Source organism: Leclercia sp. LSNIH1, from assembly GCF_002902985.1.
Lineage (GTDB): Bacteria > Pseudomonadota > Gammaproteobacteria > Enterobacterales > Enterobacteriaceae > Enterobacter.
The window spans coordinates 1,186,795-1,204,401 of the sequence record NZ_CP026167.1; the positions used below are offsets into that span (position 1 = coordinate 1,186,795).

Here is a 17,607-nt window from a genome sequence, read left to right on the forward strand (position 1 = left end):
CTGCTGAACGAAAACTACACAAGGATCTTTCGTTCGCGTGGGGGAAATAAATTCGGATCAATGACGAGGAGCAGCGCAATGAATCAACAGGCAACCATTATCGATGAACTGTCCTTTACTCAACCGCATGGTGAGCAGGAGAAGCAGATCCTGACCGCCGATGCCGTAGAGTTCCTCACCGAGCTGGTGACCCGCTTCACGCCAAAACGCAATAAATTACTGGCGGCACGCATTCAGCAGCAGCAAGACATTGATAACGGCAAGCTGCCTGACTTTATTTCGGAAACCGCTTCCATTCGAGAAGGAAACTGGACGATCCGCGGTATCCCGCAGGATCTACAGGACCGACGCGTTGAAATCACCGGCCCGGTAGAACGCAAGATGGTGATCAACGCGCTGAACGCCAATGTGAAGGTCTTTATGGCCGATTTTGAAGATTCACTGGCACCCGACTGGAATAAAGTGATTGATGGGCAGATCAACCTGCGTGATGCGGTTGATGGCACCATCAGCCACACCAACGAAGCGGGCAAAATCTACCAGCTTAAGCCCAACCCGGCGGTACTGGTTTGCCGCGTACGTGGCCTGCATTTACCGGAAAAGCATGTCACCTGGAACAATGAGGCGATCCCCGGCAGCCTGTTCGATTTTGCGCTCTACTTCTTCCATAACCATAAAAACCTGCTGGCAAAAGGCAGCGGACCTTACTTCTATCTGCCAAAAACCCAGTCATGGCAGGAAGCGGCCTGGTGGAGTGAGGTCTTTAGTTACACTGAGGACCGTTTTGAACTGCCGCGCGGCACCATCAAGGCCACGCTGCTGATTGAAACGTTGCCTGCGGTCTTCCAGATGGATGAGATTCTGCATGCCCTGCGTGACCACATTGTTGGCCTGAACTGTGGCCGCTGGGATTACATCTTCAGCTACATCAAGACCCTGAAGAACCACCCGGATCGCGTTCTGCCCGATCGTCAGGTGGTGACGATGGATAAATCTTTCCTCAATGCCTATTCGCGTCTGCTGATCAAAACCTGCCACAAACGCGGCGCCTTCGCGATGGGCGGAATGGCAGCGTTTATTCCCAGCAAAGACAGCGAACGTAACACCCAGGTGCTGAATAAAGTGAAGGCCGATAAAGAGCTGGAAGCCAGCAACGGCCATGACGGCACGTGGGTGGCGCACCCCGGCCTGGCAGATACCGCCATGGAGGTGTTCAACCGCATCCTGGGCGATAACAAAAACCAGCTGCACGTAACCCGCGAAGATGATGCGCCCGTTACCGCTGCACAGCTCCTCGAGCCGTGCGAGGGCGAGCGCACCGAAGAGGGGATGCGCGCCAACATCCGCGTGGCCGTCCAGTACATCGAAGCGTGGATCTCCGGTAACGGCTGTGTACCGATTTACGGTCTGATGGAGGATGCCGCCACCGCCGAGATCTCCCGCACCTCTATCTGGCAGTGGATCCATCATCAGAAAACGCTCAGCAACGGCAAGCCCGTCACCAAAGCCCTGTTCCGCCAGATGCTGTCGGAAGAGATGCTGAACATTCAGGAAGAGCTGGGCGAGCACCGCTTCAGCAGCGGCCGCTTCGACGCCGCCGCGCGCCTGATGGAACAGATCACCACCTCAGATGACTTAATCGACTTCCTGACGCTGCCGGGCTACCGCCTGCTGGCCTGATTTCACCACATAACAATATGGAGCATCTGCACATGAAAACCCGTACCCAACAGATCGAAGCATTACAGAACGAGTGGACTCAGCCGCGCTGGGAAGGCATTGAACGCCCTTATAGCGCTGAGGATGTGGTGAAGTTGCGCGGCTCGGTAAACCCGGAATGCACCCTGGCGCAGCTGGGTGCCGCCAAAATGTGGCGTCTGCTGCACGGCGAGTCGAAGAAAGGCTACATCAACAGCCTCGGCGCGCTGACCGGTGGCCAGGCGTTGCAGCAGGCGAAAGCGGGCATTGAAGCGGTCTATCTGTCAGGCTGGCAGGTGGCGGCAGATGCCAACCTCGCGTCCAGCATGTACCCGGATCAGTCCCTCTATCCGGCGAATTCCGTCCCGGCCGTGGTGGAGCGAATCAACAATACCTTCCGTCGTGCGGATCAGATCCAGTGGGCATCCGGTATTGAGCCAAACGATCCGCGCTTCGTAGATTACTTCCTGCCGATTGTGGCCGACGCCGAGGCGGGCTTTGGTGGGGTTCTGAATGCCTTTGAGCTGATGAAATCGATGATTGAAGCCGGTGCAGCGGCTGTCCATTTCGAAGATCAGCTGGCGTCCGTGAAGAAGTGTGGACACATGGGCGGCAAAGTGCTGGTTCCGACTCAGGAGGCGATCCAGAAACTGGTAGCTGCCCGTCTGGCCGCTGACGTCATGGGCGTCCCGACGCTGGTGATTGCCCGTACCGATGCCGATGCCGCAGATCTGATCACCTCCGACTGCGACCCTTACGACAGTCAGTTTATTACCGGCGAACGCACCAGCGAAGGGTTCTACCGTACCCATGCCGGCATTGAGCAGGCGATCAGCCGCGGTCTGGCGTATGCTCCCTATGCTGACCTGGTGTGGTGCGAAACCTCCACCCCGGATCTGGCGCTGGCGAAACGCTTTGCCGATGCCATCCATGCGAAATACCCGGGCAAGCTGCTGGCCTACAACTGCTCGCCCTCCTTTAACTGGCAGAAAAACCTGGACGATAAAACGATCGCCAGCTTCCAGCAGGAACTGTCGGAGATGGGCTACAAATACCAGTTCATCACCCTGGCCGGCATTCACAGCATGTGGTTCAACATGTTCGACCTGGCGCACGCCTACGCGCAGGGCGAGGGCATGAAGCACTACGTCGAGAAGGTCCAGCAGCCGGAGTTCGCGGCAAGCCAAAAGGGCTATACCTTCGTCTCGCACCAGCAGGAGGTGGGAACAGGCTACTTCGACAGAGTGACCACCATCATTCAGGGCGGCGCCTCCTCCGTCACCGCCCTGACCGGGTCGACCGAAGAAGCGCAGTTCTGATAACGGAAACGCCCGGTGGCGCTGCGCTTACCGGGCCTACGGTTCTGTTTCCTGGGGTGAGGGACATCTATGTCGCGTGGCCTGGAATTGCTGATTGCGCAGACCATTTTGCAGGGCTTTGATGCTCAGTATGGCCGTTTTCTGGAAGTGACGGGCGGGGCGCAGCAGCGCTTCGAGCAGGCAGACTGGCACGCCGTGCAGCAGGCCATGAAACAGCGTATTCATCTCTACGATCATCATGTGGGTCTGGTGGTAGAGCAGCTGCGCTGCATCACCGGCAGCATCGATATCAATGCCGCTTTTTTGCTGCGGGTGAAAAGCCATTACACCCAGCTTCTGCCGGACTATCCGCGCTATGAGATTGCAGAAAGCTTTTTTAACTCCGTCTACTGTCGGCTGTTTGATCACCGCTCACTGTCACCGGAGCGGCTTTTTATTTTCAGCTCTCAGCCGGGGCAACGTTTCCGCACCCTGCCGCGGCCGTTGGCAAAAGATTTCTATCCTGAACAGGGATGGGAGGCGTTGTTAACCAAAGTGTTAGCCGACCTTCCCCTGCGCCTGCCGTGGCAAAATCGCCCACGTGATGTCGGGTATATCATTGCCCATCTGTCGGACACACTCGGCGCGGACACGCTGCCAAACTCTCATTTACAGGTGGCGAATGAACTGTTCTACCGCAACAAAGCCGCCTGGCTGGTGGGGAAACTGATTACCCCGGACGCCACGCTGCCGTTTTTACTGCCCATTCACCGCAGCGATGAAGGTGAACTGGTGGTGGATACCTGCCTGACTACCAGCGCCGAAGCGAGTATTGTTTTCGGCTTCGCCCGTTCCTACTTTATGGTTTACGCCCCCCTGCCAGGCGCGCTGGTGGAGTGGCTGCGTGAGATCCTGCCCGGTAAAACCACCGCTGAGTTGTATATGGCGATAGGGTGCCAGAAACATGCGAAAACCGAGAGCTACCGGGAATACCTGCACTATATCACCCATGCGGATGAGCAGTTTATCGAGGCGCCAGGCATTCGCGGCATGGTGATGCTGGTCTTTACCCTGCCGGGTTTTGACCGGGTGTTTAAGGTGATAAAGGATAAATTCGCCCCGCAGAAAGAGATGTCTGCCGCCCATGTGCGCGCCTGCTACCAGCTGGTTAAGGAGCACGATCGCGTCGGGCGCATGGCGGATACCCAGGAGTTTGAGAATTTTGTTCTCGATAAGCGACAGATTGCGCCGCAGCTGATGGCGCTGTTGCTCCAGGAAGCGCCAGAAAAAATCAGCGATCTGGGGGATAAAATCGTCATCAGCCATCTCTACATTGAACGGCGGATGGTGCCGCTCAATATCTGGCTGGAGCAGTCAGAGGGGCAGGCGCTGCACGATGCGATTGAAGAGTACGGCAATGCCATCCGGCAGCTGGCGGCAGCCAATATCTTCCCGGGCGACATGCTGTTTAAAAACTTTGGCGTCACCCGTCACGGGCGGGTCGTATTCTATGACTACGACGAAATCTGCTACATGACGGAAGTGAATTTTCGTGAAATCCCGCCGCCGCGCTACCCGGAAGATGAGCTCGCCAGCGAGCCGTGGTACAGCGTCTCGCCGGGGGATGTCTTCCCGGAGGAGTTTCGCCACTGGTTATGCGCTGACCCGCGTATCGGAGCGCTGTTTGAAGAGATGCATGCCGATCTGTTTCGCGCCGATTACTGGCGTGGCCTGCAGACCCGCATTAAGAACGGGCATGTGGAAGATGTTTATGCTTACCGGCGTAAGCAGCGGTTTAGCGTGAAGTATGCGGCTTAACGCCGGGTGGCGGCTGCGCCTTATCCGGCCTACAGAGTTTTGTAGGCCCGTGCAAGCGTAGCGCCGCCGGGCATTGAAGACTTAACGAATCCCACCATACGCCAGCGTCACCTCTTTCGCCGCCTTAATCACCAGCGCTCCCAGCTCTGTCACCCGGTCGTCGGTCATGCGTGAGATAGGCCCGGAGATGGAGATAGCGGCAAACGGCTCGCGGTGCTCATCATAAATGCAGGCGGCAATACAGCGCAGGCCGAGAGCATGCTCTTCATCATCGAAGGAGTAGCCACGCTTGCGCGTCAGGGCTAAATCTTCTTTCAGATGGACCGGTGATACCAGCGTGGCATGGGTATAGGCGTGTAAACCTTTGCGGTGCAGCAGACCCGTTACCTGCTCTTCGCTGAGCTGGGATAAAAACGCTTTTCCCGCCCCGGAGGCGTGCATCGGCAGCTTGCCGCCAATCGGGGCTGACATGCGCATCAGTTGGGTACACTGCACCTGGTCGATAATAATCGCCTGGTGATCGCTCTGATCGAGCACCGCCAGGTTGACCGTCTCGCCGGAGTCTTCCATCAGCTTGCGCAGGATCGGATGGACAATGGCGAGCAGGTTACGGCTCTGCAAAAAGCTGCTGCCGACAATAAACGCGTGGGCACCCACGGACCAGTGCCCGAGCTCGCCCACCTGACGAACAAAGCCCAACTGCTGCATAGTGGTCAGCAGGCGATGGGTGGTGGAGTTTGGCAGACCTGCCTGCTGGGCCAGCTCCGTTAGCGCCACGCTGCTGTGCGACTCGGCTATCCATTCAAGGAGCTTTAACCCCCGTGTCAGGGACTGGACTTGACCGCCCGCCTGGGCGGTCGCGGCGGCGGGTTTTCTGCCGCGTTTAGCGGGAACGGTGGCGACCATGGCAGGTTCCTTTTTTCTGTATCGTGGAAATCATTTTCGTTTTATTTGGATGTTTTGCAACCGTTATCCTGACTGATCGGATGAGTCATGCTGAACATGTCTCATGTTACCGCGGTGTGACTTTTCCCCTTAGCAAGATTATGCCAGTATGGACTGCTGGCCTTTTGGCCTGGTTGAGCGTTGTCGGGAGCAAGTGTGAGCAGCAAAGTAGATCAACTGCGTGCGCAGTTAAATGAACGCATTCTGGTACTGGATGGCGGTATGGGCACCATGATCCAGAGCTATCGTCTGAGTGAAGACGACTTTCGCGGCGACCGTTTCGCCGACTGGCCCTGCGATCTGAAAGGTAACAATGACCTGCTGGTACTCAGCAAGCCAGAGATTATCGCCGCCATTCACTACGCCTATTTCGAGGCGGGTGCGGATATCGTTGAAACCAACACCTTTAACTCGACAACCATCGCCATGGCGGATTACGAGATGGAATCCCTGTCGGCGGAGATCAACTACGAGGCAGCGAAGCTGGCCCGCGCCTGCGCCGATGAGTGGACGGCCCGCACGCCAGAGAAACCGCGCTATGTGGCGGGCGTACTTGGCCCGACCAACCGCACCGCCTCTATCTCGCCGGATGTGAACGATCCGGCTTTTCGTAATATCACCTTTGACCAGCTGGTGACCGCGTACCGCGAGTCCACCAAAGCGCTGGTGGAAGGCGGTGTCGATCTGATCATGATTGAAACGGTCTTCGATACGCTCAACGCCAAAGCCGCCATCTACGCGGTGAAAGAGGAGTTCGAAGCCCTGGGTGTCGACCTGCCGATTATGATCTCCGGCACCATCACCGATGCCTCTGGCCGTACCCTTTCCGGGCAGACGACCGAAGCCTTTTATAACTCCCTGCGCCACGCCGATGCGCTGACCTTTGGTCTGAACTGTGCGCTGGGGCCGGACGAACTGCGCCAGTATGTGCGGGAGCTGTCGCGCATCGCGGAGTGCTACGTCACTGCCCACCCGAATGCCGGTCTGCCAAACGCATTTGGTGAGTACGATCTCGATGCCGCCACCATGGCGGCGCAGATCCGCGAGTGGGCTGAATCCGGGTTCCTGAATATCGTCGGCGGCTGCTGCGGCACCACGCCAGAGCACATTGCTGCCATGAGCAACGCGGTGGCGGGCCTGGCACCACGTAAGCTCCCCGACCTGCCGGTGGCCTGTCGACTGTCTGGTCTTGAGCCGCTGAACATTGGCGATGAGAGCCTGTTTGTGAACGTTGGCGAACGTACCAACGTGACCGGCTCCGCGAAGTTCAAACGCCTGATCAAAGAAGAGAAGTACAGCGAAGCGCTGGACGTTGCCCGCCAGCAGGTTGAGAGCGGGGCGCAGATTATTGATATCAACATGGATGAGGGGATGCTCGACGCCGAAGCGGCGATGGTGCGTTTCCTCAACCTGATCGCCGGTGAGCCGGACATTGCCCGCGTGCCGATTATGATCGACTCCTCGAAGTGGGAAGTGATCGAAAAAGGGCTGAAGTGCATTCAGGGTAAGGGGATTGTTAACTCCATCTCCATGAAAGAGGGGGTTGAGCCCTTTATCCATCACGCGAAGATGGTGCGCCGCTACGGTGCCGCCGTGGTGGTGATGGCCTTTGACGAAGTGGGCCAGGCGGATACCCGCGAGCGCAAAATTGAGATTTGCCGCCGCGCATACCAGATTTTGACCGAAGAGGTCGGCTTCCCACCGGAAGACATTATCTTTGACCCGAACATCTTTGCCGTCGCCACCGGGATCGAAGAGCACAACAACTACGCCCAGGACTTTATTGGCGCGTGTGAAGACATCAAGCGCGAGCTGCCGCATGCCCTGATCTCCGGCGGCGTCTCCAACGTCTCGTTCTCGTTCCGCGGTAACGACCCGGTGCGTGAGGCGATCCACGCGGTGTTCCTCTATTACGCCATCCGTAACGGGATGGATATGGGGATCGTCAACGCTGGCCAGCTGGCGATTTATGACGACCTGCCACTGGAGCTGCGCGACGCGGTTGAGGATGTGATCCTGAATCGCCGCGACGACGCCACCGAGCGCATGCTGGAGCTGGCCGAAAAGTATCGCGGCAGCAAAGCCGACGACAGCGCCAACGTTCAGCAGGCGGAGTGGCGTACCTGGGATGTGAAAAAACGCCTCGAATATTCGCTGGTAAAAGGGATCACCGAGTTTATCGAGCAGGATACCGAAGAGGCCCGCCAGCAGGCCACGCGCCCGATTGAAGTGATCGAAGGGCCGCTGATGGACGGCATGAACGTGGTTGGCGATCTGTTCGGCGAGGGCAAAATGTTCCTGCCGCAGGTGGTGAAGTCCGCCCGCGTAATGAAGCAGGCTGTAGCGTATCTGGAGCCGTTTATCGAAGCCAGCAAAGAGAAGGGCTCCAGTAACGGCAAGATGGTCATCGCCACCGTAAAAGGCGACGTGCATGATATCGGCAAAAACATCGTCGGCGTGGTGCTGCAGTGTAATAACTACGAGATTATCGATCTGGGCGTGATGGTGCCGGCGGAGAAAATCCTCAAAACCGCACGCGAAGTGAATGCCGATCTGATTGGCCTTTCCGGACTGATCACCCCGTCGCTGGATGAGATGGTCAACGTGGCAAAAGAGATGGAGCGCCAGGGCTTTACCCTTCCGCTGCTCATTGGCGGGGCGACCACCTCAAAAGCGCATACCGCGGTGAAGATTGAGCAGAACTACAGCGGGCCGACGGTATACGTGCAGAACGCCTCGCGCACGGTTGGCGTGGTTTCGGCGCTGCTGTCCGAAACCCAGCGCGACGACTTTGTTGCCAGAACCCGCAAAGAGTATGAAACGGTGCGCATTCAGCACGGGCGTAAAAAGCCGCGTACCCCGCCGGTAACGCTGGCTGCGGCGCGGGATAACGACCTGGCCTTTGACTGGTCGAGCTATACGCCGCCGGTCGCCCATCGCCTGGGCGTGCAGGAGGTGACGGCCAGCATCGAGACCCTGCGTAACTATATCGACTGGACGCCGTTCTTTATGACCTGGTCGCTGGCCGGGAAGTACCCGCGTATTCTGGAAGATGAGGTGGTAGGCGAGGAGGCGAAGCGCCTGTTTAAAGACGCCAACGACCTGCTCGACAAGCTCAGCGCCGAGAAAACCCTCAACCCGCGCGGCGTGGTGGGGCTGTTCCCGGCGAACCGCGTGGGCGACGACATCGAAATTTATCGCGATGAGACGCGTACTCATGTGCTGACCGTAAGCCATCATCTGCGTCAGCAGACCGAGAAGGTCGGGTTTGCCAACTACTGCCTGGCCGATTTCGTCGCGCCGAAGCTGAGCGGTAAAGCGGACTACATCGGTGCCTTCGCCGTGACCGGCGGGCTGGAGGAGGACGCGCTGGCGGATGCCTACGAAGCGCAGCATGATGATTACAACAAAATCATGATCAAAGCGATTGCCGACCGTCTGGCAGAGGCTTTTGCGGAATACCTGCACGAGCGGGTGCGTAAGGTGCACTGGGGTTACGCGCCTACTGAGAATCTCAGCAATGAGGATCTGATCCGCGAGAACTACCAGGGGATCCGTCCGGCGCCAGGCTACCCGGCCTGCCCGGAGCATACCGAGAAAGGCACTATCTGGCAGCTTCTGGATGTCGAAACCCATACCGGCATGAAGCTCACCGAGTCCTTCGCCATGTGGCCGGGTGCATCGGTTTCCGGCTGGTACTTCAGTCACCCTGACAGCAAATACTTCGCCGTGGCGCAGATCCAGCGTGACCAGGTGGAAGATTATGCCCTGCGTAAAGGGATGAGCGTGGCGGAGGTGGAGCGCTGGTTAGCGCCAAACCTCGGCTACGACGCCGACTGACCTGACTGCGCCGCCGACGGTCAGGGCCCGGCTCACGTCACGTTTCCTTACAACAAACAGGGCACCCAATGGGTGCCCTGTCTCTTTCTTACATTTAAGCCCTTATACTGGAAGAAGGCTCAGCGATCCGCGCCACAACGTAGGCCGGATAAGGCGTAGCCGCCATCCGGCAATACCGCGCGCAATGAGCCTCAGGACAACGCATAACGAAAAGGAGAACCTGTATCCGTGCTGACTCTGCTACATCTGCTTTCTGCCGTGGCGTTGCTGGTCTGGGGCACCCATATTGTCCGTACCGGCGTAATGCGCGTTTTTGGCGCCCGCTTACGTACCGTTCTCAGCCGCAGCGTTGAGAAAAAGCCGCTCGCGTTCTGCGCAGGCATTGGCGTCACCGCGCTGGTGCAAAGCAGTAATGCCACCACCATGCTGGTCACCTCGTTTGTGGCCCAGGATCTGGTGGCGCTGACGCCTGCGCTGGTGATTGTTCTCGGTGCCGATGTAGGGACCGCGCTGATGGCGCGGGTATTGACCTTTGATCTCTCCTGGCTGTCGCCGCTGCTGATCTTTATCGGCGTGATATTTTTCCTTGGCCGTAAGCAGACCCGGGCCGGACAGCTGGGGCGCGTGGGGATCGGCCTTGGGCTGATTCTGCTGGCCCTGGAGCTGATCGTTCAGGCCGTCACCCCCATTACGCAGGCGAGCGGCGTCCAGGTTATCTTCGCTTCGCTGACCGGCGACATCATGCTGGATGCGTTGATTGGTGCGGTGTTTGCGCTTATCAGCTACTCCAGCCTGGCGGCGGTACTGTTAACCGCGACCCTGACCGCGGCGGGGATCATCTCCTTCCCGGTCGCCCTCTGTCTGGTGATTGGTGCGAACCTTGGCTCCGGCCTGCTGGCGGTACTAAACAACAGCGCCGCCAATGCCGCAGCGCGCCGCGTAGCGCTTGGCAGCCTGCTGTTTAAGCTGGTGGGAAGCCTGATTATTCTGCCGTTCGTTAAGCCGCTGGCGGACCTGATGGATAACCTGTCGCTGCCGGAATCGGAGATGGTCATCTACTTCCACGTCTTCTATAACCTGGTGCGCTGCGTGGCGATGGTGCCCTTTGCTGGGCCAATGGCGCGCTTCTGTGAACGCATCATCCGTGATGAACCGGAGCTTGATACCCGTCTGAAACCGAAACATCTCGATACCACCGCGCTGGATACCCCGGCGCTGGCACTGGCCAATGCCGCCCGCGAAACGCTGCGCATGGGCGATGCAATGGAGTTAATGCTGGAGGGGCTGAAAAAGGTGGTGCATGGCGAGCCGCGGGAAGAGAAAGCGCTGCGTAAACTCGCCGACGATATCAACGTGCTCTATACCGCCATCAAACTCTATCTGGCGCGGATGCCGAAAGATGAGCTGGCGGAAGAGGAGTCCCGCCGCTGGGCGGAGATCATCGAAATGTCGCTCAACCTGGAGCAGGCCTCCGATATCGTCGAGCGCATGGGGAGCGAAATCGCCGACAAATCGCTGGCGGCCCGCCGGGCATTCTCCCTGGAAGGGGTTAAAGAGCTGGATGCACTGCACGATCAGCTGCTCGCTAACCTTAAGCTGGCGATGTCGGTCTTTTTCTCCGGCGACGTACCCAGCGCCCGCCGTCTGCGCCGTAATAAACACCGGTTCCGTATTCTCAACCGTCGCTATTCCCACGCGCACGTTGACCGTCTGCACCAGCAGAACGTGCAAAGCATTGAGACCAGCTCCCTGCACCTGGGGCTGCTTGGCGACATGAAGCGCCTTAACTCCCTGTTCTGCGCGGTGGCTTACAGCGTCATGGAGCAGCCGGATGAGGACGATGATCGGGATGAGTATTGATCTGGAAAGCGCCTCGCAGAACGGAGCGGCGAGGCGTGAGTAAACACATCGCCTGGTTTAATGTTATGCCATGGATGATATGTATAAAATTTTATACAGGGATGTGTTATGCTGCCAGAAAGACCGACCCTGCGCCCGATAGCCTGGGTAGGGAGTGCGTTCGATGATTTGCTCTGTTTTCCCGAAGAGGTCCGCCGGGAGGCTGGCTATCAGTTGCACCGCCTGCAGGCAGGGTTAGAGGCGGCAGACTGGAAGCCAATGACAGAGATTGGCAGAGGCGTGGAAGAAGTCAGATTGCGCAGTAGTTCAGGGGCTTACCGTATCCTCTACCTGGCCCGTTTTGAAGAGGCTGTTTATATCCTGCACTGTTTTATAAAAAAAAGCCGACGTACATCCGAGCACGATAAGCGTATCGCGAAAGCGCGTTTTCAGAGCGTAATGGAGGAGCTAAGGAGTGGAAAATGAGTCAGGCCATTGATTGTAAAATTCGCCATATCACCCCTACAGAGGCAAATATTTTTGCCGAACTCGGCTTTAACGAGCATGAATCTAAACATCTGCAGGAGGATGCCCAGAAAGAAGTCGAACAACTGTTGCTGCTTAAACGACAGCTGATGCAAGAAATTTCAGCATGGATTGCTGAGCATAACCTTCGTCAGGCGGACGCCGCGGAGAAGCTCAATGTCTCACGACCGCGTGTGTCAGATGTCGTGAATCTTAAAACCAGCAAGTTTACTCTTGATACCCTGGTGATGATGCTCAGCAAACTTGGGAAACCTGTCTCAGTGACGGTAGGCTGATCTTTTTACCAGCCGAAACCTAAGGTATATTTCGCCTCTACAGGAGAAATTATGCTGCCAACTCAATCCACCCGATTAAACAAATACATTAGCGAGAGCGGGATCTGCTCGCGCCGCGAGGCTGATCGTTACATCGAACAGGGCAACGTGTTTATCAACGGTAAACGCGCCACCATTGGCGATCAGGTCGTTCCTGGCGATGTGGTCAAAGTGAATGGTCAAACGATCGAGCCCCGTAACGCAGAAGACCTGGTGTTTATCGCGCTGAATAAACCGGTTGGCATTGTCAGTACCACGGAAGATGGCGAGCGTGACAACATCGTGGATTTCGTCAACCACAGCAGCCGTATCTTCCCGATTGGCCGCCTGGACAAAGACTCCCAGGGGTTGATTTTCCTCACCAACCACGGCGATCTGGTGAACAAGATCCTGCGTGCCGGTAACGACCACGAAAAAGAGTACATCGTCACGGTTAACAAACCGGTGACGGACGACTTTATCCGCGGCATGGGGGCAGGCGTTCCGATCCTCGGCACGGTGACGAAAAAGTGCAAGGTGAAGAAAGAGGCGCCGTTCGCGTTCCGCATTACCCTGGTTCAGGGGTTAAACCGGCAGATCCGCCGCATGTGCGAATATTTCGGTTACGACGTGACGAAGCTGGAACGTACGCGCATCATGAACGTCAGCCTCTCCGGCATCCCGCTGGGCGAGTGGCGCGATCTGACCGATGATGAACTGATTGAGCTCTTTAAGCTGATTGAGAATTCATCCTCGGAAGCAAAACCCAAAGCCAAAGCCAAACCGAAAACCCAGGGCATCAAACGCCCGGTGGTTAAGGCTCCGCAATCGGAAGAGAAAAGCCGGGCGAAGCCTGCCGGAAACGGAAAGCGCTTTACGTCGCCAGGCCGTAAAAAGAAAGGGCGCTAATCAGCGCCTTCCACGGGTTGGGGTATTCGCCGACCAGGAAAACGTCGCCTCTTTATCTACTTTATAAGCCTGCTCTTTTCGAAGTTTGCGGGCTTTTTTGGCATCCAGCTCACGCTGCGCCATCAGTTTGTCGATGTACTCTTTTTTGAGGTGATTGGTTTCGGCGTTGGTCAGCAGACGGCCATGGGCGATACGCGCGCGGTCGAGCAGAGTTTTCAGTTCGCGCTGCTCGCTTTCCGTCATCTCTTTCTGGGTCAATCTTGGTGTGGACATACCTGAAGCCTCCTGTGAAAGAGGCTTCAGTGTAAAGCATGCCTTCGCTGCGGCGAAGTGAATTAACCTTCCTTCACCACATCGCTTTTCTTTTGTCCGTCGAGCGGCTTACCCGACCAGTAACCCGCCAGCAGCGAGCCGGAAAGGTTATGCCATACCGAGAAGAGCGCGCCCGGCAGCGCTGCCAGCGGCGAGAAGTAAATTTTGCCGAGGGCCGCGGCGAGCCCGGAGTTCTGCATCCCCACTTCAATCGCCAGCGTGCGGCAGGTGGATTCGTCAAAGCCGAACAGCTTCCCGCCCCAGTAGCCGCCCATCAGGCCAATAATGTTGTGCAGCACCACGGCGATAATCACCACAAAACCGACAGAGGCAATATGCGCCGCAGAACCGGCGACCACGGCGCTGATGATCGCCAGAATGCAGACCATGGAAAACGCCGGCAGGTACGGCTCAACGGCTTTCACCAGCCGTGGGAACAGGTGATGAATCACCAGCCCCAGCGCAATCGGGATCACCACGATTTGCAGAATGCTCAGGAGCATTCCCATCACATCCACCTGAATGTGGGCATCCACATACAGACGCGTCAGCAGTGGAGTGGCGACCACGCCAACCAGGGTGGAGACGGAGGAGATAGTCACCGACAGCGCCACATCTCCTTTCGCCAGATAGATCATCACGTTGGAGGCGGTACCGCTGGCCACGCTGCCCACCAGCACCATCCCGGCGGAGAGGTCTGGCGGCATCTTAAAGGCGATAGCGAGCGCCCATGCTGCCAGGGGCATCACCAGATAGTGCAGAAAGATCCCCGCCGCGACCGGGGCGGGACGTGACAGGACGCGTTTAAAATCGTCGATTTTCAGGTGCACGCCCATGCCGAACATGATCAGCATCAGCAACGTAGTGACCCACGGGCCGACAGGGGTAAACGTGGTGGGCGTATAATAGGCTATAACAGAGAGCAGCAGCGCCCATAGCGGGAACAGCCGGGTGATGGCGGATAACATACAGATTCCTTGCGATTTGTTGTGTTGTGTCGTTATTAAAAAAGCCGGGATCGAGCCCGGCTTAGAGGTATTGTTTATCGTGCTAAGTAATTTTGTTCAATCAAATAATATTCATGATCGCTGACGTACGCTCTCCCAGCTCAGGCCAAAGCGGGCCAGATATTTGCGGAGCCTGTCGGCATCGTTAGGATTCGCTTTTTTCAAACGCGAGACGGCAAAAAGTTCGCGTCCGGCCTCAGACAAGGAGGCACTGCGGCGACATACCTCCAGCACGGTTTCCAGTTGACGCAAATCGAAAAGGTCGATCGCCATTTCTGCCGTAGCCGGTAGCGAAACAGCCTGCCAGTCACTAAGCAGACGGGCAATTTCCTCCTCAACCAATGCCAGCGTGATGCGACCCTGCTCGGCAAGCGTGGCCATTCGCGCCACAGAAGAGCCCAGTTCACGAAAGTTACCGCGCCATAACGCCTGCGGAGAGTCAGCAAAACGCAGATAGCGCTCGCGCGCCTCTTTGTCGAAGCGAACCTGAGATTGTGCTTCGGTCGCAAAGCGTTGCAGTTCGTACTCCACGTTGGGGGCGATATCTTCCCGGCGCTGCGCCAGGCCGGGCAGGGCAAAACTCCACATATTGATACGGGCGTAGAGATCTTCGCGAAAACGACCTTCCGCCACCCACTGGCGCATATCCCGGTGCGTGCCGGCAATCAGCTGAAAATCGCTCCTGACCTCTTTATCGGAGCCAAACGGGAAGAAGGTTTTTTCTTCGATAGCTTTTAACAGCATGGCCTGTTCATCGAGACCCAGTTCGGCAATCTCATCTAAGAACAGCACGCCGCCGTCGGCCTCACGCAGCAGCCCGGCGCGGGCGGCGACTGCCCCGGTAAATGCCCCTTTAACATGGCCAAAAAGAGTCGACATGGCGTTGTCGCCCCGCAGCGTAGCGCAGTTTACCGCCACCAGCCTGCCGGAAAGCTGATGACGGGATTGCTTAAGCTGGTAAATGCGATTGGCGAGAAACGATTTTCCGGCCCCCGTTGGGCCAGTCAGCAGGAGAGGAGCGGTTGAGCGCAGCGCCACACGCTCAATCTGATCGATCAGGGCGTTGAAGGTGGCATTGCGGGTATCAATCCCGGCTTTCAGGAACGAAACGGATTCCTGCTGTTCACGCTGAAAGCGGCTGGTCAATGTGGCATAACGGCTTAAATCCAGGTCGATGATCGAATAACGTCCGACGGGGACGGCCTCTTCTGGCGCCTCCCTGCTGGCAGGGCCGGTCTGGATCAGGCTGGCGGGGAGATACCGCGCTTCGGTCAGCAAAAACCAGCAAATCTGCGCCACGTGCGTGCCGGTGGTGATATGGACCAGGTACTCTTCATGTTCGGTGTCAAACTGATAGTGTGTGGCGAAGTCGAGGAAGGCGGCGTAGACCTCTTCAAAATCCCAGGGATCGGCTATGGTGACGGGACATGCGCGCACGGTGGTATGGGGGGAAAGCTGGCTGATATCTTCCGTTATCTGTTCCGCCATCCCCCGGTCCTGCGGCTGGTGGAGTAGTTCAAGCCTGTCGACGGGGAGATCGGGCTGCAGACAAAGTGCGACCGTTGGGCGCCATTTACGTAAGCGGTTAGCCCGCTTGCCGCGCTTATCCATCACCGTACCCAGTACCCCAATAACCACTCGCCGCTTTTTCATGTTTATCCTGAAAGATAAAAACTGATATTGAAAGATAAAAATATTCTGTGGATTAAGCAATGTCCGTGAAGGGCTTCTAAGTTAATTTCAGTTTAATCAATGAGATATATTTAATCGGTGCTGGCTGTACCTTTTGGCACGCTTCTGGCAATACCTGTTACTAACAGACAAAGTAAATGGGTTGGCCGTGAAAGTTTCAGGCGACCCTGAGGGTGAGTACCATGAAACAGACTGATTTTGATGTTTTAAGCGCGCAGCACAGCGCACCGGTAAAAATGTGGACGCATGGGGTGCCCGTTGAGCCAGAGGCGCGCGAACAGTTGCTCAATACCGCAAAGATGCCGTTTATTTTTAAGCATCTGGCGGTGATGCCGGATGTGCATCTCGGAAAAGGCTCCACCATTGGCAGCGTAATCCCCACTAAAGGGGCGATCATTCCCGCGGCGGTGGGGGTGGATATTGGTTGCGGGATGATTGCCGTGCGGACATCTCTGCTGGCAGGCGATCTGCCGGATAACCTTCACGGGCTGCGCAGCGCCATTGAACAGGCGGTGCCGCACGGGCGGACCAACACCCGCTCCCGTCGCGACAAGGGAGCATGGGCAAAGACGCCGGATGAGGTGGATAACCACTGGGCCCGGCTGGCGCCGCGCTTCAAACGGCTGACGGATAAATATCCGCAACTGCTGAAAACCAATAACCATCAGCATCTGGGGACGCTGGGCACCGGGAACCACTTTATCGAGATCTGCCTGGATGAGCAGCAACGCGTGTGGGTCATGCTGCACAGCGGTTCGCGTGGCGTGGGCAATGCCATCGGCAACGTGTTTATCACGCTGGCGCAGAAGGATATGCAGCAGCATATTGCCAACCTGCCTGACAGAAACCTGGCCTATTTCCAGGAGGGGAGCCGGCACTATAACGACTACATCGAAGCCGTGGAATGGGCACAGGATTTTGCGCGCCATAACCGCGAGGTGATGATGTCCCGCGTGCTGGCCGCGCTCTCGCGCATTGTGCCAAAGCCTTTCCTCACGCAGCAGGAGGCGGTGAATTGCCATCACAACTATGTCCAGAAAGAGCGTCATTTTGGTGAAGAGGTTCTGGTGACGCGCAAAGGGGCCGTGTCGGCGCAGAAGGGCGAGATGGGGATCATCCCCGGGTCGATGGGGGCGAAAAGCTTTATCGTGCGCGGCCTGGGCAATGAAGAGAGCTTCTGCTCCTGCAGTCATGGGGCAGGGCGGGTGATGAGCCGCACGGCGGCCAAAAAACGCTTCACCGTTGCCGATCAGGTTCGTGCCACGGCCCACGTCGAGTGCAGAAAAGACAGCGAGGTCATCGATGAGATCCCGATGGCCTATAAAGATATCGATGCCGTCATGGCGGCGCAGGCGTCGCTGGTCGAAATCGTCCATACCTTGCGCCAGGTGGTCTGTGTAAAAGGATAAA

At 57.2% G+C, this 17,607-nt stretch carries 13 protein-coding genes; 9 read left to right on the forward strand and 4 right to left on the reverse strand.

What is annotated here, in order from left to right; genetic code table 11:
* Positions 1–78 precede the first annotated feature (78 nt).
* From aceB to aceK, 3 genes are all read left to right on the forward strand, one after another.
* Positions 79–1,680 (forward strand): malate synthase A, encoded by a 1,602-nt coding sequence (gene aceB, locus C2U54_RS06035; protein WP_103177819.1) that lies wholly within the window; start codon positions 79–81, stop codon positions 1,678–1,680.
* A gap of 32 nt (positions 1,681–1,712) precedes the next feature.
* On the forward strand, positions 1,713–3,017 hold the full coding sequence (gene aceA / locus C2U54_RS06040) for an isocitrate lyase (RefSeq protein WP_103177820.1): 1,305 nt from the start codon (positions 1,713–1,715) through the stop codon (positions 3,015–3,017).
* 69 nt (positions 3,018–3,086) lie between these two features.
* Positions 3,087–4,814 carry a bifunctional isocitrate dehydrogenase kinase/phosphatase gene (aceK, locus tag C2U54_RS06045; RefSeq protein WP_103177821.1) on the forward strand — a complete coding sequence of 576 codons (1,728 nt, stop codon included), beginning with the start codon at positions 3,087–3,089 and terminating at the stop codon, positions 4,812–4,814.
* Between the two features lie 81 nt (positions 4,815–4,895).
* Here aceK and iclR read toward each other — a convergent pair whose 3' ends face one another.
* Entirely contained in the window at positions 4,896–5,720 is an 825-nt protein-coding gene (gene iclR, locus C2U54_RS06050) for a glyoxylate bypass operon transcriptional repressor IclR (RefSeq protein WP_103177822.1), read from the reverse strand.
* A gap of 195 nt (positions 5,721–5,915) precedes the next feature.
* Between iclR and metH the strand changes: the two genes are divergently transcribed.
* The 5 genes from metH to rluF all read left to right on the forward strand — a co-directional run bounded on the left by metH (position 5,916) and on the right by rluF (position 13,186).
* Positions 5,916–9,599 carry a methionine synthase gene (gene metH / locus C2U54_RS06055; RefSeq protein WP_103177823.1) on the forward strand — a complete coding sequence of 1,228 codons (3,684 nt, stop codon included), beginning with the start codon at positions 5,916–5,918 and terminating at the stop codon, positions 9,597–9,599.
* 228 nt (positions 9,600–9,827) lie between these two features.
* Positions 9,828–11,459 carry a Na/Pi cotransporter family protein gene (locus C2U54_RS06060; protein WP_103177824.1) on the forward strand — a complete coding sequence of 544 codons (1,632 nt, stop codon included), beginning with the start codon at positions 9,828–9,830 and terminating at the stop codon, positions 11,457–11,459.
* A gap of 108 nt (positions 11,460–11,567) precedes the next feature.
* Positions 11,568–11,924: a type II toxin-antitoxin system RelE/ParE family toxin gene (locus C2U54_RS06065; RefSeq protein ID WP_103177825.1), complete on the forward strand. Its 357-nt coding sequence runs from the start codon at positions 11,568–11,570 to the stop codon at positions 11,922–11,924.
* Complete coding sequence (locus C2U54_RS06070) at positions 11,921–12,259, forward strand: helix-turn-helix domain-containing protein (RefSeq protein WP_103177826.1); 339 nt, start codon at positions 11,921–11,923, stop codon at positions 12,257–12,259. Before C2U54_RS06065 ends, C2U54_RS06070 begins: the two co-directional genes overlap by 4 nt.
* 51 nt (positions 12,260–12,310) lie before the next feature.
* Entirely contained in the window at positions 12,311–13,186 is an 876-nt protein-coding gene (gene rluF, locus C2U54_RS06075) for a 23S rRNA pseudouridine(2604) synthase RluF (RefSeq protein WP_103177827.1), read from the forward strand.
* On the opposite strand, the gene C2U54_RS06080 is transcribed toward rluF, so the two are convergent.
* From C2U54_RS06080 to rtcR, 3 genes are all read right to left on the reverse strand, one after another.
* Entirely contained in the window at positions 13,187–13,459 is a 273-nt protein-coding gene (locus C2U54_RS06080; RefSeq protein ID WP_103177828.1) for a DUF3811 domain-containing protein, read from the reverse strand. It lies immediately after the preceding gene.
* Between the two features lie 62 nt (positions 13,460–13,521).
* Positions 13,522–14,466 carry a ketopantoate/pantoate/pantothenate transporter PanS gene (gene panS / locus C2U54_RS06085; protein ID WP_103177829.1) on the reverse strand — a complete coding sequence of 315 codons (945 nt, stop codon included), beginning with the start codon at positions 14,464–14,466 and terminating at the stop codon, positions 13,522–13,524.
* Positions 14,467–14,577: 111 nt separating this feature from the next.
* Complete coding sequence (rtcR, locus tag C2U54_RS06090; RefSeq protein ID WP_103177830.1) at positions 14,578–16,158, reverse strand: RNA repair transcriptional activator RtcR; 1,581 nt, start codon at positions 16,156–16,158, stop codon at positions 14,578–14,580.
* A gap of 221 nt (positions 16,159–16,379) precedes the next feature.
* Between rtcR and C2U54_RS06095 the strand changes: the two genes are divergently transcribed.
* Positions 16,380–17,606, forward strand: coding sequence for an RtcB family protein (locus C2U54_RS06095; protein WP_103177831.1), 1,227 nt, complete (start codon positions 16,380–16,382; stop codon positions 17,604–17,606).
* The last annotated feature ends 1 nt before the right edge of the window (position 17,607 follow it).